Here is a 16724-nt window from a genome sequence, read left to right as displayed (position 1 = left end):
CCTCGCCGGTCACGCGGGCCGTCGGCGGTCACAGGACCGGCGGGTCGAAGTCGAAGTCGAGACGGCGGCCCTCCTGCGTCGCCACGGCGTCGGGGTGGTCGGTGCCGAGCACCCGCGCGTACCGGTCGAGGGTGTCGGCCAGGAGCGCCTCCGCCTCGGCGGTGACCCCGAGCGTCCGCAGGTCCACGACGAGGTTGGCCGCGCCTGCGAGGGTCAGCGGGTGGTCCTCGCCGAGCAGGGCCCGCAGCCGCTCGAGCGTGCTCGCGCCGAGCTCCCTGGCACTTTCGGGATCGCCCAGCTCCGCGAGGTCGCTGGCCAGGTTGATCGCGCAGGTGAGCGAGAAGTGGTGGTCCCGGGTCCGGCGGTCGAAGCCCTTCAGCGCCCGTGCGTCGATCTCCCTGGCCTGGTCCGCCTGCCCGTCCACGCGAAGCAGCAGCGCGAGGTTGGTGTCGCAGCCGTACTTGAACGGGTGGTCGTCGCCGTACATCCGCGGATAACGGGCCGTCATGTCCTGCAGCAGGGCGAGCGCGTCGCCGATCGCCCCGGAGGCGCGCTGCGCGTTGGCCAGGCACAGCGCCGCGGCCAGCGTGTCGGGGTGGTCGAGGCCGAAGATGCGCTCCTGCAGCTCGTAGGTGACCCGGGCCAGGTCGAGCGCCTCCTCGACCAGCCCGGCGCGGCGTTTGGCGATCGACAGGTCCTTGGCGGTGCGCAGCGTCCAGGGGTGTTCGCGGCCCAGCTCCTGCACGCCGTAGTCGTAGGCGTCCTCGCCGATGTCGCAGGCCTGGCGATACTCGCCGTTCAACCGCAGGATGCGGGCGAGGGCTCGCGGGCCCGCTTCCACCTGCGGCCGTTCACCCCCGAGGCGGCCCGCGAGGCGGTGGCCGGGCCGCTGCGCGACACGGGCAGGACGATCACGCCGGCCGCCGCGGAGCTGCTCGTCGACGACCTGCGGACCGCCGTCATCGCCGACGAGGCGGGCAACGTGTCGGAGATGACGCTGGACCGCCTGCAGCAGACCCGGAGCATGCCCAACGCGGTCGCCCGGGCCCTGGAGGACCGGCACATCCTGCGGGCCGAGCACCGGCGGGGCATCCGGTGGTACGAGCTCGCCCACGACCGGCTCATCCGGCCGATCTCCCGCGCCGACTCCCCCGAGGCGTACCTCCGGGCCGCCCGCGCGGCCCTGGCGGGACGCAAGTGGGAGCAGGCCAGGCGGCTCGCCGACGAGGCGGTGCGGGCCTCCGACCTCGGCGAGTCGTGGGTGCGCGCCGAGGCGGCCGAGATCTTCGCCGACGTGGCCGTCGCCAACGGCGAGATCGAGACCGCGCGACGGCACTGCGAGGAGGCGGCCGTGCTCTACGCGGAACGCCAGCGGTTCGACGGCGTCGCCAGGGTGCTGAGGATCGACGGGCTGCTGTGGCTGGAGCAGGGGGACCACGCGAAGGCGATCGAGCGCCGCTGGCGTCCGTCGCCGCCGCGGCGGTCGTCCGGGCGGGCGTGACCTGCGAGGTCGACGTGCCGATGACCGGCGGCGTGGTCACCATCCCCTCGCTGGGCCAGGTCACGCTGCCCGGTGCGAGCGCGGCCGGGGACGCCACCGCCACGGTCCACTCCGCTCCGGACGGAGCCGAGGTGAGCGTGGAGGGCGTCGCCGTACGGATCGGGGGAGCGGCCCCCGGATGGGCGGGGCTGCGGTCACTGTCGGCGGAGGCGGGCGGACGGTCGTTCCGGGTGCTCGTCGACGACCTCGACCCGCACCGGATGCCCGGCTCGGGCAACCTGCGCAGCCGCCTGAGCGAGTCGGAGACCGAGCGTTGGCAGGGGGTGCTCCAGGAGGCGTGGGGCCTGCTGGCGCGCAACCACCCGGACGTGGCCGACGAGGTCGCCGCGGCGATCACCGTCTTCACCCCGCTCACCGCGCCCGACCAGGGCCTGTCCAGCGCGACCTCGCGGGAGACGTTCGGCTGCATCGCGCTGTCCACGCCGCCGGACCCGCACACGCTGGCGGTCACGCTCGCCCACGAGACCCAGCACGCCAAGCTGTCCGCGCTGCTGGACATCGTCCCGCTCAATGCGTTGGTGACAGCGCCGTCCGGAGCGATGAGTCGCAGCGCTTCGAGCATCGCCCGGTCAGACAGTTCTGCGAGGTGATCGCGGCCGGTCGCCACCAGCAGATCACGAAGCCGGGCGACTTCCACGGCGCTCAGGTCATCGAGCCCCGCACGAGATGCCTCGGCAGACCAGTCGATCTGTCCTCGCGCGATCAGCACCTCGCGCTGCTGCGAGGGCGGAAACGGAAGGCATTCCTTACCGAGGCGACGGGTGGCGAGGCCCGCGGTGTTGCTGTGCGGCATGACTCCGCGGGGAACGGACAGGGCGACCAGGCGGACGCCGTCCACGAACCTCTCCACGACGAACGGCGTGATCGGCGGAGACGTCCGGTCGAAGACCCCTTTGCGGATGCCGTCCAAGGAGTACGAGGCGGGCACGCCGCGCAAGGCGTTCTCCCGCGCTGTCGCCTTGTCGTCCACGCCCAGTACCACCGTGCCGCCTTGGGCGTTGATAAAGCAGACCAGGGCATCGGCCAGCAGATTGAAGGTGGCCTTTGGGGAGTCGGCGACGAGTTTGAAGTCCAGGGTTTCAGACTCCAGGGCGTCCGCCGTCACGCCTTTGCCGACGGTGTCGAGGATGGCGCTCAGCGCCTCCGGCTCCACTGATGCTAACTGAGAGACCGTCGTATGTTGACGCGATCTCAGTTGGCTCTCAGTGGGTCTCGTCCGTACGGTCCTCCAAACCCGTGCTTCCGACACGGCGCTGCCAGGCCGGTGGTCGCCGATCGGCTGCGGCAGTTCTGCCGGACCGGAGGCGAGTGCCGGCCGGGGCGGTTACTTCTTGCAGATGTTCTGTGTGGCGGTGCGGGCCGAGGGGGTCGCCTGCGGTGCAGGTGCCGACGGCGTGGCGGAGCCCTCCGGCGCGGCCACCGTCACCTTCTTCACGTCGTGGTTCTTCTGGCCCACGACGACCTCGATGCCGGTGACGTCCGGTTGCTCACGCAACTCGGCGCCGGGAATGGCGGCGGCCACCGTACGCGCCGAGTCCTCGCGGCCGGGCGGGTAACGGACGACCGTGGTGGCGAAGTCGCGGCGGGCCGTGTCGCCGGGAGGTGACGGCACCATGAACCCGGCCTCGACGAGGCGGGCCTTCGTGGTCGCGCCAAGGCCGGTGATGAGCGTGCCGTTGAGCACCTTGACCGAGATGCGGCCCGGCGGGATCGTGAGCGCCGTCGTGGCCGGGGAGGGCCCAGAGGAGGGCACAGGAGAGGGCGCTGCGCTCGCCGGCGCCGCGGGGCTGCCCGAGGCGGACGCCGAGGCCTTCGCCGACGGCTTGACGAGGGGCTGGTCGGCGTCGATCCGCTGGAACAGGTCGCGGGCGGCCGGCTTGTCCCACAGCACCGCCGACTCGCCCGTGGGCGCGTGGTAGTTCACGTCGGCCAGCGGGACGGTCGCGAACGACACGTCGTCGGTCGAGACGTCTTTGAACTGGTTCACCATGCCGAGCAGGTCCTTCTGCAGGGCCGCGTCCACCGTGAGCGTCTTGAACGTCGAGTCGAGGAACCCGGCGAGCTTGGCGGGGTTGGCCAGCGTGCCGCCGCTGAGGGCCTTGCCGAGCAGCGCGGAGATGACCTGCTGCTGCCGGTCGATCCGGTCGAGGTCGGAGCGCGCCGTGGCCCTCGTACGCGCGTACGCGAGCGCGTTGACGCCGTCCAGCGTGTACGTCCCGGGCTGCAGGTTCAGCTTGGTCTTCGGGTCGTCGATGGGCACCGGCGTGCAGACGGTGACGCCGCCCAGCGACTCCACCACGTCGATGAACCCGAGCACGTTCACCTCGACGTAGTGGTTGATGCGCAGGCCCGTCGCCTGCTCGACCGTCTTCACGGCCAGCTTGGCGCCACCGAACTGGTACGCGGAGTTGATCTTGTGCTCGCCCTTGCCGGGGATCGTCGTCCAGGTGTCCCGCGGCAGGCTGACCACGGTCACCTTGCGGTGGTCCTCCGACAGGTGGATCACCATCATCGTGTCGGTGCGCTGCCCGACGTCGCGGCCGAGGTGGAGCTGGTTCTGCTGGCGCCTGGTCAGGTTGTCGCGCTTGTCCACGCCCACCAGCAGGATGTTCATCGCGCCCGTGGATTCGGCCTCGCTCGTGCCGGCGTCCACCGAGTGGATCCGGTTGAGCGCGTAGTTCGGCGCCACCCACGCGATGCCCGAGCCGATCAGCACGACTCCGGACAGCGAGCCCGAAATGACCAGGGATCGGAGGTTCGACCTTCGTCGGCGGGCGCGTTGCGCCGTCACCCTTACCCCGCCGTACCCGTCGCCCCCTACGCGGACGCCGGAGTCCTCCTCATGGTCGCCGGGCATTCCCGTCCTCCGGTTGCCGTCTCCACCCCTCCGTACAGTAGCGTGAGCGCCGCCATGAAGCCCTTTCCCGACTCGCGACAGTCGAGCCAGAATCCGGCGCGGCCCTGGCCGCCGGTGTCGGTGATCATGCCGGTGCTCAACGAGGAGCGGCACCTGCGCGACGCCGTACGGCAGGTCCTCGAACAGGACTACGAGGGCCCTCTCGAGGTCGTCATCAGCGTTGGCCCCTCCCACGACCGCACGCAGGAGGTCGCCGACGCCATCGCGGCCGAGGACCGCCGTGTCGTCGTCGTGCCGAATCCCACCGGCCGCACCCCCAACGCCCTGAACGCCGCCATCGCGGCCTCCCGCAACCCCATCGTCGCGCGGGTCGACGGGCACGCGATCCTGCCCCGCGACTACCTCCGTACGGCCGTGGAGACGCTGGAGCAGACCGGCGCGGACAACGTCGGCGGCATCATGGCCGCCGAGGGGATCACGCCGTTCGAGCAGGCGGTGGCCTGTGCCATGACCTCGAAGATCGGCGTGGGCAACGCGCGGTTCCACACGGGCGGGGAGGCCGGCCCGGCCGACACCGTCTACCTGGGCGTCTTCCGCCGCAGCGCCCTCGACCGGGTGGGCGGCTACGACGAGCACTTCCTGCGCGCGCAGGACTGGGAGATGAACCACCGCATCCGGGAGACCGGCGGGCTGGTGTGGTTCCAGCCGAGAATGCGCGTCACCTACCGTCCCCGGCCCAACGTGCGCGCCCTGGCCAAGCAGTACTTCCACTACGGCCGCTGGCGGCGGGTCGTCTCCCGCACCCACCAGGGCACCATCAACCTGCGCTACCTCGCCCCGCCCGCCGCCGTGGCGGCGATGGCGCTGGGCCTGGTGGTCTCGCCCTTCTTCTGGCCCGGCCTGATCATCCCCGGGGGCTACCTCGCGGCGATCCTCGCGGGCTCGGTCCTCACCGGCCGCGGACTGTCCGGCGCCGCGCTCGTACGCCTGCCGCTGGTGTACGCCACCATGCACGTCTCCTGGGGGACGGGCTTCCTGACCAGCCCCCCGAAGCTAAGCAAGCCCCGTCCCAAGCCGGAACGGGCGAGCCTAGAAGACCTCTTCGAAGACTGAGGTGTCCAGCGTGAAGCCGATCGGGTGGGGGACGTGGATCTCCCGCCCGAACGGCACCGTCGAGGTCACCTGGTAGAGGCCCTCCTTGGGGTCGCTGTAGACCGTGACCGACGCGGGCCTCGTCAGCGGGTCCACGAGGAGCATCACCGGGACCCCGCCCCCGGCGTAGATCGCCGGCTTCTTGAGACGGTCGTCCTCCGCGCTCCCCTTCGAGACCACCTCGGCGACCAGCAGAAGCCCGGAAGAGAACAACTCACGGTTCCCCCAACGCGGGCAGTCGAACGGTGCGATGACGAAGTCCGGCTCTACCGGATCCCGGCTGCCGTCGATGCACACGTCCACGTTCCCGCTGAAGCCCTCCCATCCTCGTTCGTTCATGAGCGGCAGGAGTGCCTCGAACAACCGCATCGCCGCCGACGCGTGTTCGGGAGCGTCCCGCAGGCGGGTGACGAGCCGTCCGTCGATCACCTCTGTCCGCAGGCCGGGCAGCGGAGGCAGCGCATCGAACAGTTCGCGCGGGGTTCTGGGCAGCGGCCGGCCGGGCACCGGCGCCAGAGCGGGCCTGGGCGGCGCTTCAGCGGCATCCATAGGGCTGTCTCCTCGGTTCGTTCAGTCGCGCGCGGAGGGGACGAGGGCTTCGAGGCCGAGGGAGCGGGCGCGGGCCTCGGCGCGGGCGGCGGCACGCCGTACGGCCTCCTCGAAGCGGGCCAGCGGGTCCGGATGGTCGGCGCCGAGCAGGTAGGCGCGCAGGGCCCGCCGGGCCGGGGCCATCTCGTCCTCCCCAGGGGCGCCGAGACTGCGCAGGATGCCGGGAAGCTCCGCCAGGTCGGGCCCGAGCAGGTACGCCGCCCCGGCGGCCGGGTAGCGCTCGCGGAACCGGTCCGGCGGCAGGTCCGCCACGTTGGCCACGACGTACGGCTTGCCGCTGGCCACGAAGTCCGACACCACGCTGGAGATGTCGGAGACCAGCACGTCGGCCTCGTTGAAGCACTCGTAGAGCGACGGCTCCCGGCCGGTCACGATGAGATGCGGCATGCCGGTGCTCTCGTGCAGCAGGGACATGATCTTCCGGTGCGCCGCCCTGGCCGCCGGTGAGCGGTGCCCGGTGAGCGGGTGGGGCTTGTAGATCACCCGCACCGGCTGGTCGAGCAGGGCGCGCACGATCGCGGGTCCCATGGCGACGAGGGAGCTGTGGAACAGGTCGTCGCTCCACCCCTCCCACGTGGGCGCGTACAGGACCGTCCGGTACGGCGCCGCCCCCTCGGCGTACGGGCTGGTGCGCAGCACCCCGGCGAGCTGGGGGCGGCCGACCTCCTCGATGGCCTCGTCCCGCACGCCCACCTGGGCGCGCAGGTAGCGGTCGCGCCCGGCCGGTCCGGCCACCCAGACCTCGTCGTACACCTTCGTGTACGGATTGAAGGACGCCTCCTTGTCGCTGTCGCCGTGGCCGATGAACACGCTCCGCACGCCCGGCACCCGGAGCATGTGGATGTTGTTGCCGACGTTGGCGGGGAACAGCGCGACCCGCACGCCGTCGAGCGCGCGGAAGTTCATCAGGTCGACCGACAAGGGGATGCACACTACGGGCAGCGTGGTCGGGCCGAGGGCCGTGGCCAGCGGCCGCTCGCGCAGCACCACCAGCGTCCTCGGCGTGATCCGCTCCAGTGTGCCGAGCCACATGGTGGCCTGGTAGACCGCCGTGGCCGGCCCGGAGAAGTACATGACGACCTCGGGCCGGTAGGCCGCGACCCAGTCGTCCACGGCGGCGAGGACCCGCCGCCGGTCGCCCAGGTGCCTGGCCCGCCTCGCGTGGGCCAGCAGGGCGACCACGGCGGTGACCTCCAGCATCAGGGCCGCGACGGCCCCCGCCACGCCCGTCCAGCCCAGGCCCATGGGCGCCGTTGCCGCCGCGGGCACGACCGCGAGCGCGTCGAGGTGGAGCAGCTTGGCGCCCCGCCAGGTGAGCAGCGCGCGGGGCGGCGCGGGCGGGATCCGCAGCGCGGGCAGGTCGATGTTGCGGGTCACCACCGGCATCTGGTTGTGCCGGCGGTCGACGTGCTCGGCGAGCCACGTCTGCACGGCCCGCAGGCCGTGGAACAGGAACAGCCCGGCCGCGAGCGCCGCGAACCACCACGGCCGCCCCGGCGCCAGCCGCGCCAGCAGCACGACGGCGGCCGTCTCACGCGACAGGAAGCGGACCGTGGCCCCGAGATGGGCCCGGCTCAGCGCCCCCGCCGCCCGGCCGGGCAGCACGGCCTCCGCGGCGTACGACAGCGGCACGAGCACCGCGAAGGTCGCGGGCAGCGGCCACACGGCGGCCGCGAGCAGGGCCGGGTACGACGCGAGTGTGAGCGCGGTGAACGCGCCCCTGCGCCCACCGGCCAGGCTTCTCAGCGCCGGCCGCCGGACCAGCGCGACCAGTGCGTTCGGGGCCCTGCGCCCCCTGTTGTTTCCCCCCATGGGCGAGCGCCCATCCCTCCGTGTTTTCGCGGGTACGCGGTTGCGGTCATCGGCTGAGCCGTACGTCCACGACCTGTCCCGTGAGGCGGGACAGCAGCACGTCGATGCTGGTGCGGGCGACGGCGGCGGGGGAGAGAAGCGTTCCGGCGGGTTCCTCGCCGAACGCGCGCAGCCGCATGGGGGTGGCGGTGCGCTCGGGGTTGACGCAGTTGACGCGGACACCCTGGCAGGCCCACTCGTCGGCGAGCGCCTGGGTGAGGTTGACGACGGCGGCCTTCGTGGAGGAGTAGAGGCTGTAGTCGGCCCGGCCGCGGGTGTAGGACGAGGAGGTGTAGAGCAGCAGGTGGCCGCGGGTCTCCATCAGGTATTTCACGGACGCGCGGGCGATATTGACCGGTCCGAGGTAGTTGACCCCGATGGTCTCCTCGATCGTGTGCTGCCCGGCCTCGCCGAGCTTGCCCATGTGCAGCACACCCGCCGTGTTGACGACGTAGTCGATCCTGCCGGTCTCGGCGTACACCCGGGCGAGCGCGTCCTCCACCGCGGCGACGTCCTCGACGCGCACGCCGTTCTGGCTGCGGGAGAACGAGTGGACGCTCGCGCCGTAGCCCCTGGCCAGTGCGACGATGTCCGCGCCGATGCCGTAGCTGCCGCCGAAGACCACGAGCGTGCGGCCCTCGAGCCCGGCCCGGTAGGCCTCCTCGTCCAGCGCGGGCGCGGTGTTCTCGGCGAGCTGGAAGAGCTTGTCGGCGATGAACACGTCGACCGGATGGGTGACCTTCATGTTGTGCTCGCTGCCGGGCACGATGTAGATCGGCACGTCGGGTAGGTAGCGCAGCACGACGCCGCAGTCGTCCGTGGTCGGCAGCGAGGGGAACTCGGGGTCGGCCAGGGCCCGCTCGTACGCCGCCCGGATCACCGACAGCCGGAAGCACTGCGGGGTCTGCCCCCGGCGCAGCCGGGAGCGGTCGGGGATGTCGCGGATGATGTCGCCGCGCGGGCCGGGCGCGGCCACCACGATCGTGTCGGAGGACGGGATCGCCACCTCGACCGCCTCGTAGCGTTCGAGCGCGGCCACGCACTCGCTGATGATGCGGGGCTCGATCAACGGCCGTACGGCGTCGTGCAGCAGCACGTCGCACTCCTGCTCGCCCAGCGCGCACAGCGCCCGCCAGGTCGTCTCGGTGCGGCTCGCGCCTCCTTCGAGCACCCGGCCGACCTTGGTGTAGCCGTTCCTCCTGATGAGCTCCTCGGCCTCCGCGACGAAGCCGGGGGCCATCAGGACGACGACCTCGTCGATCTCCGGGTGGCCGTCGAACACGTCGAGGGTGTGCTCCAGAATCGTCTTCCCGGCGATCTTCAGAAGCTGTTTCGGGGTGTTGAGGCCCACGCGCTGACCGACGCCGCCGGCCAGCACCACCCCCACCCTGCGCAGACGCGATTCGGCGATCATGATGTCCTCCCCGGAAGGAGACCATACCCGTGCCGGAAGCCGGAGAAGGTGATTGCCACCTAGTGATCACTCGGTTACTTTGCGAGGTGAGCACGTGCGGTCGACGTGAAGCGGGTTTCCATATGGGGGCGGATCCGAGCAAGCCCGGTACGTCACGGGACACAGAGACGGTGGCGGTCGTCCTCGCGACCTCGCCGGCCGCCGGTCTGCCCTGGTCCGACGGCGCCCGGTCCGACGGCAGCCTCCTGGAGCGGCTCACCGCCCAGCTCCTCACGCTGCCGGTCCGCGAGGTGCTGGTGGTGGTGCGGAGCCAGGACGCCCAGGCGGGGGGATGGGAGAGGGCGGCGGCGAGCGGCACGCGGCACCAGATCTGCGTCAGCGACGGGCTCGCCGAGGACCTGCGGATCGTGGCCAAGACGGCCCGCGCCTCCACCTCCCCGGTGGCCGTGCTCGCGGCCGACGTGGTCGCGCACACCGAGGCGCTGTCGCTGCTGCTCGAACATCCCGCGCGCCCGACCGGCGCGATCGTCGCCAGCGGCGACCCGGCCCCGCTGCGGCCGCCCGTACGGACCGAGTGGGGCCGCGTCGTGTCGGCGGGCACGTCCTTCCACGAGGTCGAGTGGGCCAACGGCACCTTCCGCGGCGTCCTCCAGGTGGGGGAGGCCCATCTGGCCGGGCTGGCCGACATCGCCGAGGACCTGGCCGACCTGGCCCAGCGCCGCCACCTCGGGCGGGTCGGCGACGGCGAGGTGCCGGAGTTGCTGCTCACGGGCCTGGTGCGGGCGGGCGTCCAGGTGCACGCCGTCTCGTTGAACACCCTGCACTGCGGGCGGGCCGGCACACGCCCCGCCGCCGAGCGCGCGGTGCGCGAACTGGCCGACGTCGACGAGGCACAGGCCAGGCTCGACGCCGCGGTGAAGAGCGGCGACGGCTTCTTCGCCACCCACTGCGTCAGCTCGTGGTCGCGTCACCTCATCAGGCCGGCCGTCCGTCTCGGCCTGACCCCGAATACGGTCACCGGCATCTCGGTCGGATTCGCCGCCATCGCCGCGATCTGGTTCTCCGACGGCCGCAGGGCGGGGCTCGTGGTCGGCGCCGTCGCGCTCTACCTGTCGTTCGTGCTCGACTGCCTGGACGGGCAGCTCGCCCGGTACACGCGCAGGTTCTCCCCGCTCGGGAGCTGGCTCGACGCGATCTGCGACCGGCTCAAGGAATACCTGGTGTACGTCGGCCTGGCGGCCGGATACGCGGCCGGCCCTCGGGAGCCGTGGGAGATCTGGGCCCTTGCGGTGGGCGCGATGATCCTCCAGACGATCCGTCACATGATCGACTTCTCCTACGCGGGCGCGGTGGCCGACCGGGCCAGAGCGGCGGACCTGCGGGCGGCGGCCCCGCGCCCGATGGCCGTGCCCTGGGACGAGGCGCCCGCGGCGGCCGCCGCGAAGGGCACCGGGTCGGTGCTGGCGCTGTCGCGGCGGCTCGACGCGCTGAGCGGCGCGCGGGGCGTGGCCTACTGGGCGAAGAAGATGATCGTCCTGCCGATTGGGGAGCGGATGGCGCTGATCGCGGTGACGGCCGCGCTGTTCGACGCGCGGGTGACGTTCCTCGCGCTGCTGGGCTGGGGCGTGGTGGCGCTGGCCTACACGGCCGCCGGGCGGATGGCGAGGTCGTTCGCATGAGCGAGCGTAGCGAGCGAATCGGTAGACACAGCGTCTGGCGCATGCCGCTCCGAGCCGAAGGCGAGGAGGTGGCATGAGCGAGCGTAGCGAGCGAATCGGTAGACACAGCGTCTGGCGAATGCCGCTCCGAGCCGAAGGCGAGGAGGTGGCATGAGTCGTCGCCCCCGCGAGGCCGGTGGGAAGGCAAGGGGCGCGATCTCCGTGCGCATGACCCCGGTGCCGCGCAGCGTCGTGGTGGCCTACCGCGACGACGGCCCGCTGTCGAAGGCGATGGGGCTGCTCGTGGCCGGGCAGCTCCCGCCGCTGCCGCCCGCGGTCGCCGGGGCCTTCGTGACCGCCGTGCTGCTGGTGCTCGGCATCGCCGGGGGCCGACGACTTCGCGGTCTTCGCCCCGGCGGTGGCCCTGCTGCTGGCCGGGGCGGGCAGCGCCCACCGGCACGACGGCCGGCTCGACTGGCTGGCGCCCCCGATCCTGCGGCTGACCGAGTACGGCTTCATCGCCTCGGCCGGGTTCGCCCGCTCCGTCCCGCCGGTGCTCGTCGTCGCGCTGCTCGGCGCGATGGCCTTCCACCACTACGACACGGTCTACCGGCTGCGCCAGCACGTGTATCCGCCGCCGTGGCTGGCGACGGCCGGGCTGGGCTGGGACGGCCGGATGCTCGTCGTCGCCCTGGGCGGCCTGCTCGACGTGATGACCGCCGTGTTCGTGCTGCTCGCGCTCTACCTGTGGGGCCTGTTCGGCTGGGAGAGCCTGACCTGCTGGCTCGCCGCCCCCCGCACTCCCGACGAGGCCGTGGAACCGGCACCACAGGATTAACGTCAGACCAACGGTGGATTACCCAAGCGGGGTGCCGAGCCAACTAACCTTTGGGGTTACTGTCTGACGCTCGACCTCAAGGAGTGCGGGAAATTGCTCGGAATGGTGCTGGCCGCCGGAGCCGGACGTCGCCTGCGGCCGTACACCGACACGCTGCCGAAGGCGCTGGTGCCGGTCGACGGTGAGACCACGATCCTCGACATCGCCCTGCGTAACCTGGCGGCCGTGGACCTCCGCGAGGTCGTGGTGATCGTCGGCTACCAGGCCCAGGCCGTACGGGAACGGCAGGCCGACCTGGAGCGGCGCCACGGGGTGACGCTCACGCTTGTCCACAACGACAAGGCCGAGGAGTGGAACAACGCCTACTCGCTGTGGTGTGCCCGCGACTACTTCTCCCAGGGTGCGCTGCTGGTCAACGGCGACACCGTCCACCCCGTGTCGGTGGAGCGGACCCTGCTGGCCGCCGAGGACACCTCCGACATCCTGCTCGCGGTCGACGACGTGAAGTCGCTGGCGGACGAGGAGATGAAGGTCACACTGGAGGACGGCTGGCTGAAGCGGATCACCAAGCTGATGGACCCGGCCGAGGCGTACGGCGAGTACATCGGCGCCACGCTGATTCGGCCGGGCGCGGCCGAGCGGCTCGCCGACGCGCTCAAGGCCACCTTCGAGCGCGACCCGCAGCTCTACTACGAGGACGGCTACCAGGAGATGGTCGAGCGCGGCGAGAAGATCGCCGTCGCGCCGATCGGCAAGGTCGAGTGGGTCGAGGTGGACAACCACGACGACCTCGCGAAGGCCCGTGAGATCGCGTGCCGTTACTGATGTCCGCGGCCTTCTGAGGAGTACGCATGCCGATTCTGGCAAGGATGCTCCCCGCCCCCCTCAAGATGGAGGTGCGGCGGGGCGCGATCGCGCAGCTCGGCACCCTGCTCGCGGACAGCAGGGTGGCCACCTCCGGCCGGGTGGCGGTCGCGGTCGGCGTCGGGCAGGGCGACCGCATCGCGGAGGTCATCGCGCCTTCGCTGGGTGAGGCCAAGGTGCTCCGGGTGCCGGACGGCACCGTGGACGCGGCCGTGTCACTCGGCGCGGACCTGCGCAAGGGCAACTACGAGGCGGTGATCGGCGTCGGCGGCGGCAAGACGATCGACGCCACCAAGTACGCCGCGTCGCTCGCCGGCATCCCGATGGTCGCCGTCGCCACCAACCTCTCGCACGACGGCATCTGCTCGCCGGTGGCCTCGCTGGTGTACGAGGGCGGCAAGGGCTCGTTCGGCGTCCCGATGCCGCTGGCGATCATGGTGGACCTCGAGTTCGTCCACGACGCCCCGCCCTCGCTCGTCCGGTCCGGGATCGGCGACGTGCTCAGCAACCTGTCGGCCATCGAGGACTGGCAGCTCGGCAACGCCGAGCGGGGCGAGCCCATCGACGGGCTGGCGATCTCCATGTCGCGCACGGCAGCCGAGGCCGTGCTCGGCCGGCAGGACTCGATCGAGTCGGACGCCTTCCTGACCGTGCTCGCCGAGGCGCTGATCCTGTCGGGGATGTCGATGGTCATCGCAGGGTCAAGCCGTCCGGCGAGTGGTGGCGATCATGAGATCCTTCATGCTGTGGACCAGCTTTTCCCCGGCACCTCCAATCACGGTGAGCTGGCCGGCATCGGCGCGGCGTTCTGCTACTTCCTCCGCGAGGACGCGCACCGGCTCGGCCAGGTGACCGGCTGCCTCAGGCGGCACGGCCTGCCCGTCGCACCCGACGACGTCGGCCTGACGACCGAACAGTTCACGGCCGCGGTGATGCTGGCCCCCAGCACCCGGCCCGGCCGCTACACCATCCTTGAGCACCTCCGGCTGTCGGAGCACGAGGTCCGGGGGAGAGTTGAGGACTATGTCCGCGCCGTCGGTCGCTGAGCTTCGGGCGGTCGCCCAGCCGCAGACCACCATGGACCGCCGCAGCGGCGAGCACTGGGCCGGCCTGCTGTACATGCGGCGGCTGTCCATCTACGCCACCTGGCTGCTGGCCAAGACACCCATCTCGCCGAACCAGGTCACCGGCCTGATGATCGTGTGCGGGGTGGCGGCGGGCGCCGTGCTCGCCCTCCCCGGCTTCTGGGCGGCGCTGGGCGCGGCCCTGCTCATCCAGGTCTACCTGCTGCTCGACTGCTCGGACGGGGAGCTGGCCCGGTGGACCGGCCGCACCTCGATCACCGGGGTCTATCTCGACCGGGTCGGGCACTACTTCGCCGAGGCGGCGCTGCTGATCGGGCTGGGCTTCCGGGCCTCGGAGACCCTGCCCGACTGGTACACGGTGATGGGCGTGGCCGCGGCGCTCGGCGCGATCCTGATCAAGTCGGAGACCGACCTGGTCGACGTCGCCCGCGCCCGGTCGGGCCTGGTGGCGACCACCGAGGCGGCCGCGCAGCAGTTCACCTCGCCGCGGCTCGCGCTGGCCCGCAGGGCCGCGGCGGCGCTGCGGTTCCACCGGTTGATCCAGGCCGTCGAGCTGTCGCTGATCGTCGTGGTCGCGGCGGTGCTCGACAACTGGTTCTCCGCCACCCGGATCCTCGTGGTCGCCTGTGTCGTGATCGCGGGAGTCCAGCTCGTGCTGCACCTGGTCAGCATCCTCGCCTCCCGGCGGCTGTCATGAGCGCGCCGTCTCCCGCCCGGCATGCCGGTCGGTCGTACATCGGCGGTTGGGTAGGGGTTTGTTGGCAGTTCCGATACCCTTATTCCACGGTAAACCAGGCAGATTCCGGATTGCCCGGCCATACAGACTCGGTGATCATGAAGTCGTGTGTAGTGCGCCCCACGTCGAGGCGATGACGCGGTGAAAATCTCCTGTGTCATCCTCACCATGGGCAACAGGATCGCCGAGCTCGACAGGGCGGTGGAATCCGCGCTCACCCAGACCGACGGTGACATCGAGGTGGTCATCGTCGGCAACGGCGCGGACGTGCCGCAGCTGACCGTCCAGCCGCTTCCCGGCTCCGCCGCGACGATCAAGACCGTACGGCTGGAGCACAACGCGGGCATCCCCGAGGGGCGCAACCGCGGCGTGCAGGAGTGCTCGGGCGACATCGTCCTGTTCCTCGACGACGACGGCTGGTACGCCAACTCCAAGGTCGCCGCGCACGTCCGCGAGCGGTTCACGCACGAGCCCGACCTCGCCGTGATCAGCTTCCGGGTGATGGACCCTGAGGGCGGCTTGGTGCAGCGGCGGCACGTGCCCCGCCTGAGGGCCGGCGACCCCGAGCGGTCCTCCCCTGTGACGACCTTCCTCGGTGGTGCCTGCGCGATCCGCAAGTCGGCGTTCCTGCAGGTCGGAGGGCTGCCCGAGCGGTTCTTCTACGCCCATGAGGAGACCGACCTCGCCTGGCGCCTGCTGGGCGAGGGCTACCGCATCGAGTACGACGCCGAGACGGTCATGTACCACCCGCTGGTGCTGCCGTCCCGGCACAGTGACTTCTACCGGCTGAACGCCCGCAACCGCGTCTGGCTGGCCCGGCGCAACCTGCCGTGGCCGCTCGCGATGCTCTACCTGCTCAACTGGGTCGTGCTCACGCTCGTACGCGAGCGTTCGATGCCCGCGATCAAGGCGTGGTTCCGCGGCTTCTTCGAGGGGCTGCGCGAGCCGGCGGGCGAGCGCCGTCCCATGGCCTGGCGCACCGCCTGGCGCATGCTCCGGCTCGGCCGCCCGCCCATCGTCTAGGGCGCGCGCTCCGGACGGGCGGCTGCGGCGAGGGCGCCTCCCGTGCTCAGCCGGCCGCCGACGTGGTGCTCAGCCGAGCGCCGACATGAACGACGCGACGAGCCGGGATCGGTCGCCGGGGAGCACCCGCCCGCCGTGGACCATGAACGACGTCGTGGAGGCCTGCGCCAGGCCGCGCCCGGCGAACCACGAGATCAACTCCTGGTGGCGGTGGTGGAGGTCGATCCTGATCCGGACGTCCGCGTCCCGGGCCAGGTCCGTGACGAGGGCGCGGGCGGTCTCGTCGTCCTCCGCGACGACCGGTCCGACGAACAGTTTGTCACCGCTCCGCCAGGCCGCCCCGTAGCCGGTGATCCCGCCGTCCCGCTCGACGACCCGGACCTGCTCGGCGAAGGCGAACAGACGGGCCAGCAGGTGAGATCGATCGGCCCCGAAGACCTCGACGTCGAGGGCGCACAGCGCGGCCAGGTCCCGCGCGGGCTCGGCGAGCCGTGAGGCGGTCCGCCCGGTGCCCGGCCCGCCGTACGGGTCGTCGCCGGTGTCGAAGCGGCCGACCCGGGCCTCGACCACGCCGACCGTCTCGAAGCCGAGCTTCTCGTAGAGGGGCCGGCCGTACTCCGTCGCGCACAGGAACAGGGTCGCGTCGCCGGCCTCCACGAGGACGTGGTTCATGAGGCGGCGCCCCAGCCCGCGCCCGCTGTAGCGGGAGGCCACCAGCATCATGCCGACCGCGGCCGCCGTCCTGCCGTACCGGGTGAGGACGACGGTCCCCGCCAGGCCGCCGCCGTCCGGGGCGTCGATGCCGAAGCCCTCGCCGTTCTCCAGCAGGAGCCGCCACTTGCGCTCCTCCCGTGGCCAGGAGCGGTCCTGCGCCAGGTCGAGGCAGTGGGGCAGGTCGCCGAGGCCGAGGCGGCGGACAGGCGGGAAGGACGGGTCTGCGGGCTTCATGGTCACCTTTCCCTCGACGGCCCTCCGACGGTAGCGCCCCCGGCATCCCGGCCTGCGGCGGAGCGCCGACCGTCTTCGTTTGTTTCCCCCCCGGCCCCCACGCCGGCTCACGTCCGGTGACGCTCCGC

General features: G+C 71.8%; 15 protein-coding genes and 1 pseudogene. 9 read left to right on the top strand and 7 right to left on the bottom strand.

Annotated elements, in window-relative coordinates:
• Window positions 1–28: 28 nt before the first annotated feature.
• Complete coding sequence (locus B1L11_RS22685; RefSeq protein WP_143737459.1) at window positions 29–841, bottom strand: tetratricopeptide repeat protein; 813 nt, start codon at window positions 839–841, stop codon at window positions 29–31.
• Here B1L11_RS22685 and B1L11_RS51650 point away from each other — a divergent pair.
• Both B1L11_RS51650 and B1L11_RS22680 read left to right on the top strand, forming a co-directional pair.
• Window positions 722–1501: a hypothetical protein gene (locus B1L11_RS51650; protein WP_256862805.1), complete on the top strand. Its 780-nt coding sequence runs from the start codon at window positions 722–724 to the stop codon at window positions 1499–1501. The two genes, B1L11_RS22685 and B1L11_RS51650, sit on opposite strands and share 120 nt — an antisense overlap.
• Window positions 1498–2151, top strand: a complete 654-nt coding sequence (locus B1L11_RS22680) for an HEXXH motif-containing putative peptide modification protein (protein WP_256862800.1) — start codon at window positions 1498–1500, stop codon at window positions 2149–2151. Before B1L11_RS51650 ends, B1L11_RS22680 begins: the two co-directional genes overlap by 4 nt.
• Window positions 2152–2360: 209 nt before the next feature.
• Here the strand turns inward: B1L11_RS22680 and B1L11_RS55055 are convergent.
• Both B1L11_RS55055 and B1L11_RS22670 read right to left on the bottom strand, forming a co-directional pair.
• Window positions 2361–2666 (bottom strand): annotated as a pseudogene (locus tag B1L11_RS55055) (helix-turn-helix domain-containing protein); the annotation flags it as partial.
• A 219-nt stretch (window positions 2667–2885) separates the two neighbouring features.
• Window positions 2886–4418 carry an LCP family protein gene (locus B1L11_RS22670; protein ID WP_079316342.1) on the bottom strand — a complete coding sequence of 511 codons (1533 nt, stop codon included), beginning with the start codon at window positions 4416–4418 and terminating at the stop codon, window positions 2886–2888.
• 54 nt (window positions 4419–4472) lie between these two features.
• Here B1L11_RS22670 and B1L11_RS22665 point away from each other — a divergent pair, with 54 nt between their 5' ends.
• Entirely contained in the window at window positions 4473–5531 is a 1059-nt protein-coding gene (locus tag B1L11_RS22665; protein ID WP_079316341.1) for a glycosyltransferase family 2 protein, read from the top strand.
• Here B1L11_RS22665 and B1L11_RS22660 read toward each other — a convergent pair.
• The 3 genes from B1L11_RS22660 to B1L11_RS22650 are packed head-to-tail and all read right to left on the bottom strand — an operon-like array spanning window position 5508 to window position 9444.
• Window positions 5508–6119, bottom strand: coding sequence for a Uma2 family endonuclease (locus B1L11_RS22660; protein WP_079316340.1), 612 nt, complete (start codon window positions 6117–6119; stop codon window positions 5508–5510). The genes B1L11_RS22665 and B1L11_RS22660 overlap by 24 nt on opposite strands.
• A gap of 21 nt (window positions 6120–6140) precedes the next feature.
• Window positions 6141–7991 carry a CDP-glycerol glycerophosphotransferase family protein gene (locus B1L11_RS22655; protein ID WP_079316339.1) on the bottom strand — a complete coding sequence of 617 codons (1851 nt, stop codon included), beginning with the start codon at window positions 7989–7991 and terminating at the stop codon, window positions 6141–6143.
• Window positions 7992–8037: 46 nt separating this feature from the next.
• Window positions 8038–9444: a bifunctional cytidylyltransferase/SDR family oxidoreductase gene (locus tag B1L11_RS22650; RefSeq protein ID WP_079316338.1), complete on the bottom strand. Its 1407-nt coding sequence runs from the start codon at window positions 9442–9444 to the stop codon at window positions 8038–8040.
• 170 nt (window positions 9445–9614) lie between these two features.
• Here B1L11_RS22650 and B1L11_RS22645 point away from each other — a divergent pair, with 170 nt between their 5' ends.
• From B1L11_RS22645 to B1L11_RS22620, 6 genes are all read left to right on the top strand, one after another.
• Window positions 9615–11123: a CDP-alcohol phosphatidyltransferase family protein gene (locus B1L11_RS22645; protein ID WP_256862798.1), complete on the top strand. Its 1509-nt coding sequence runs from the start codon at window positions 9615–9617 to the stop codon at window positions 11121–11123.
• A gap of 397 nt (window positions 11124–11520) precedes the next feature.
• Window positions 11521–11940: a DUF5941 domain-containing protein gene (locus tag B1L11_RS51640; protein ID WP_256862797.1), complete on the top strand. Its 420-nt coding sequence runs from the start codon at window positions 11521–11523 to the stop codon at window positions 11938–11940.
• 93 nt (window positions 11941–12033) lie between these two features.
• Window positions 12034–12765: a sugar phosphate nucleotidyltransferase gene (locus B1L11_RS22635; RefSeq protein ID WP_079316336.1), complete on the top strand. Its 732-nt coding sequence runs from the start codon at window positions 12034–12036 to the stop codon at window positions 12763–12765.
• 44 nt (window positions 12766–12809) lie between these two features.
• Window positions 12810–13850: an iron-containing alcohol dehydrogenase family protein gene (locus B1L11_RS22630; protein ID WP_179155275.1), complete on the top strand. Its 1041-nt coding sequence runs from the start codon at window positions 12810–12812 to the stop codon at window positions 13848–13850.
• Complete coding sequence (locus B1L11_RS22625; protein ID WP_079316334.1) at window positions 13828–14586, top strand: CDP-alcohol phosphatidyltransferase family protein; 759 nt, start codon at window positions 13828–13830, stop codon at window positions 14584–14586. Before B1L11_RS22630 ends, B1L11_RS22625 begins: the two co-directional genes overlap by 23 nt.
• Window positions 14587–14766: 180 nt before the next feature.
• Window positions 14767–15648 carry a glycosyltransferase family 2 protein gene (locus B1L11_RS22620; protein ID WP_079316333.1) on the top strand — a complete coding sequence of 294 codons (882 nt, stop codon included), beginning with the start codon at window positions 14767–14769 and terminating at the stop codon, window positions 15646–15648.
• Window positions 15649–15717: 69 nt separating this feature from the next.
• Here the strand turns inward: B1L11_RS22620 and B1L11_RS22615 are convergent, their stop codons facing one another.
• A complete protein-coding gene (locus tag B1L11_RS22615; protein WP_079316332.1) occupies window positions 15718–16596 on the bottom strand; it encodes a GNAT family N-acetyltransferase in 879 nt (292 codons plus the stop codon).
• Between the last annotated feature and the right edge of the window lie 128 nt (window positions 16597–16724).

It is taken from the genome of Microbispora sp. GKU 823 (genome assembly GCF_002027145.1).
In the GTDB taxonomy this organism is placed as follows: domain Bacteria; phylum Actinomycetota; class Actinomycetes; order Streptosporangiales; family Streptosporangiaceae; genus Microbispora; species Microbispora siamensis.
This window is presented reverse-complemented; position numbering and strand designations above follow the sequence as displayed.

What these genes read in the sequence shown, in the direction of transcription:
- B1L11_RS22670 (WP_079316342.1), bottom strand. Translation starts at nt 4,418, where the DNA reads ATGCCCGGCGACCATGAGGAGGACTCCGGCGTCCGCGTAGGGGGCGAC.
- B1L11_RS22665 (WP_079316341.1), top strand. Translation starts at nt 4,473, where the DNA reads ATGAAGCCCTTTCCCGACTCGCGACAGTCGAGCCAGAATCCGGCGCGG.
- B1L11_RS22660 (WP_079316340.1), bottom strand. Translation starts at nt 6,119, where the DNA reads ATGGATGCCGCTGAAGCGCCGCCCAGGCCCGCTCTGGCGCCGGTGCCC.
- B1L11_RS22655 (WP_079316339.1), bottom strand. Translation starts at nt 7,991, where the DNA reads ATGGGGGGAAACAACAGGGGGCGCAGGGCCCCGAACGCACTGGTCGCG.
- B1L11_RS22650 (WP_079316338.1), bottom strand. Translation starts at nt 9,444, where the DNA reads ATGATCGCCGAATCGCGTCTGCGCAGGGTGGGGGTGGTGCTGGCCGGC.
- B1L11_RS22630 (WP_179155275.1), top strand. Translation starts at nt 12,810, where the DNA reads ATGCTCCCCGCCCCCCTCAAGATGGAGGTGCGGCGGGGCGCGATCGCG.
- B1L11_RS22625 (WP_079316334.1), top strand. Translation starts at nt 13,828, where the DNA reads ATGTCCGCGCCGTCGGTCGCTGAGCTTCGGGCGGTCGCCCAGCCGCAG.
- B1L11_RS22615 (WP_079316332.1), bottom strand. Translation starts at nt 16,596, where the DNA reads ATGAAGCCCGCAGACCCGTCCTTCCCGCCTGTCCGCCGCCTCGGCCTC.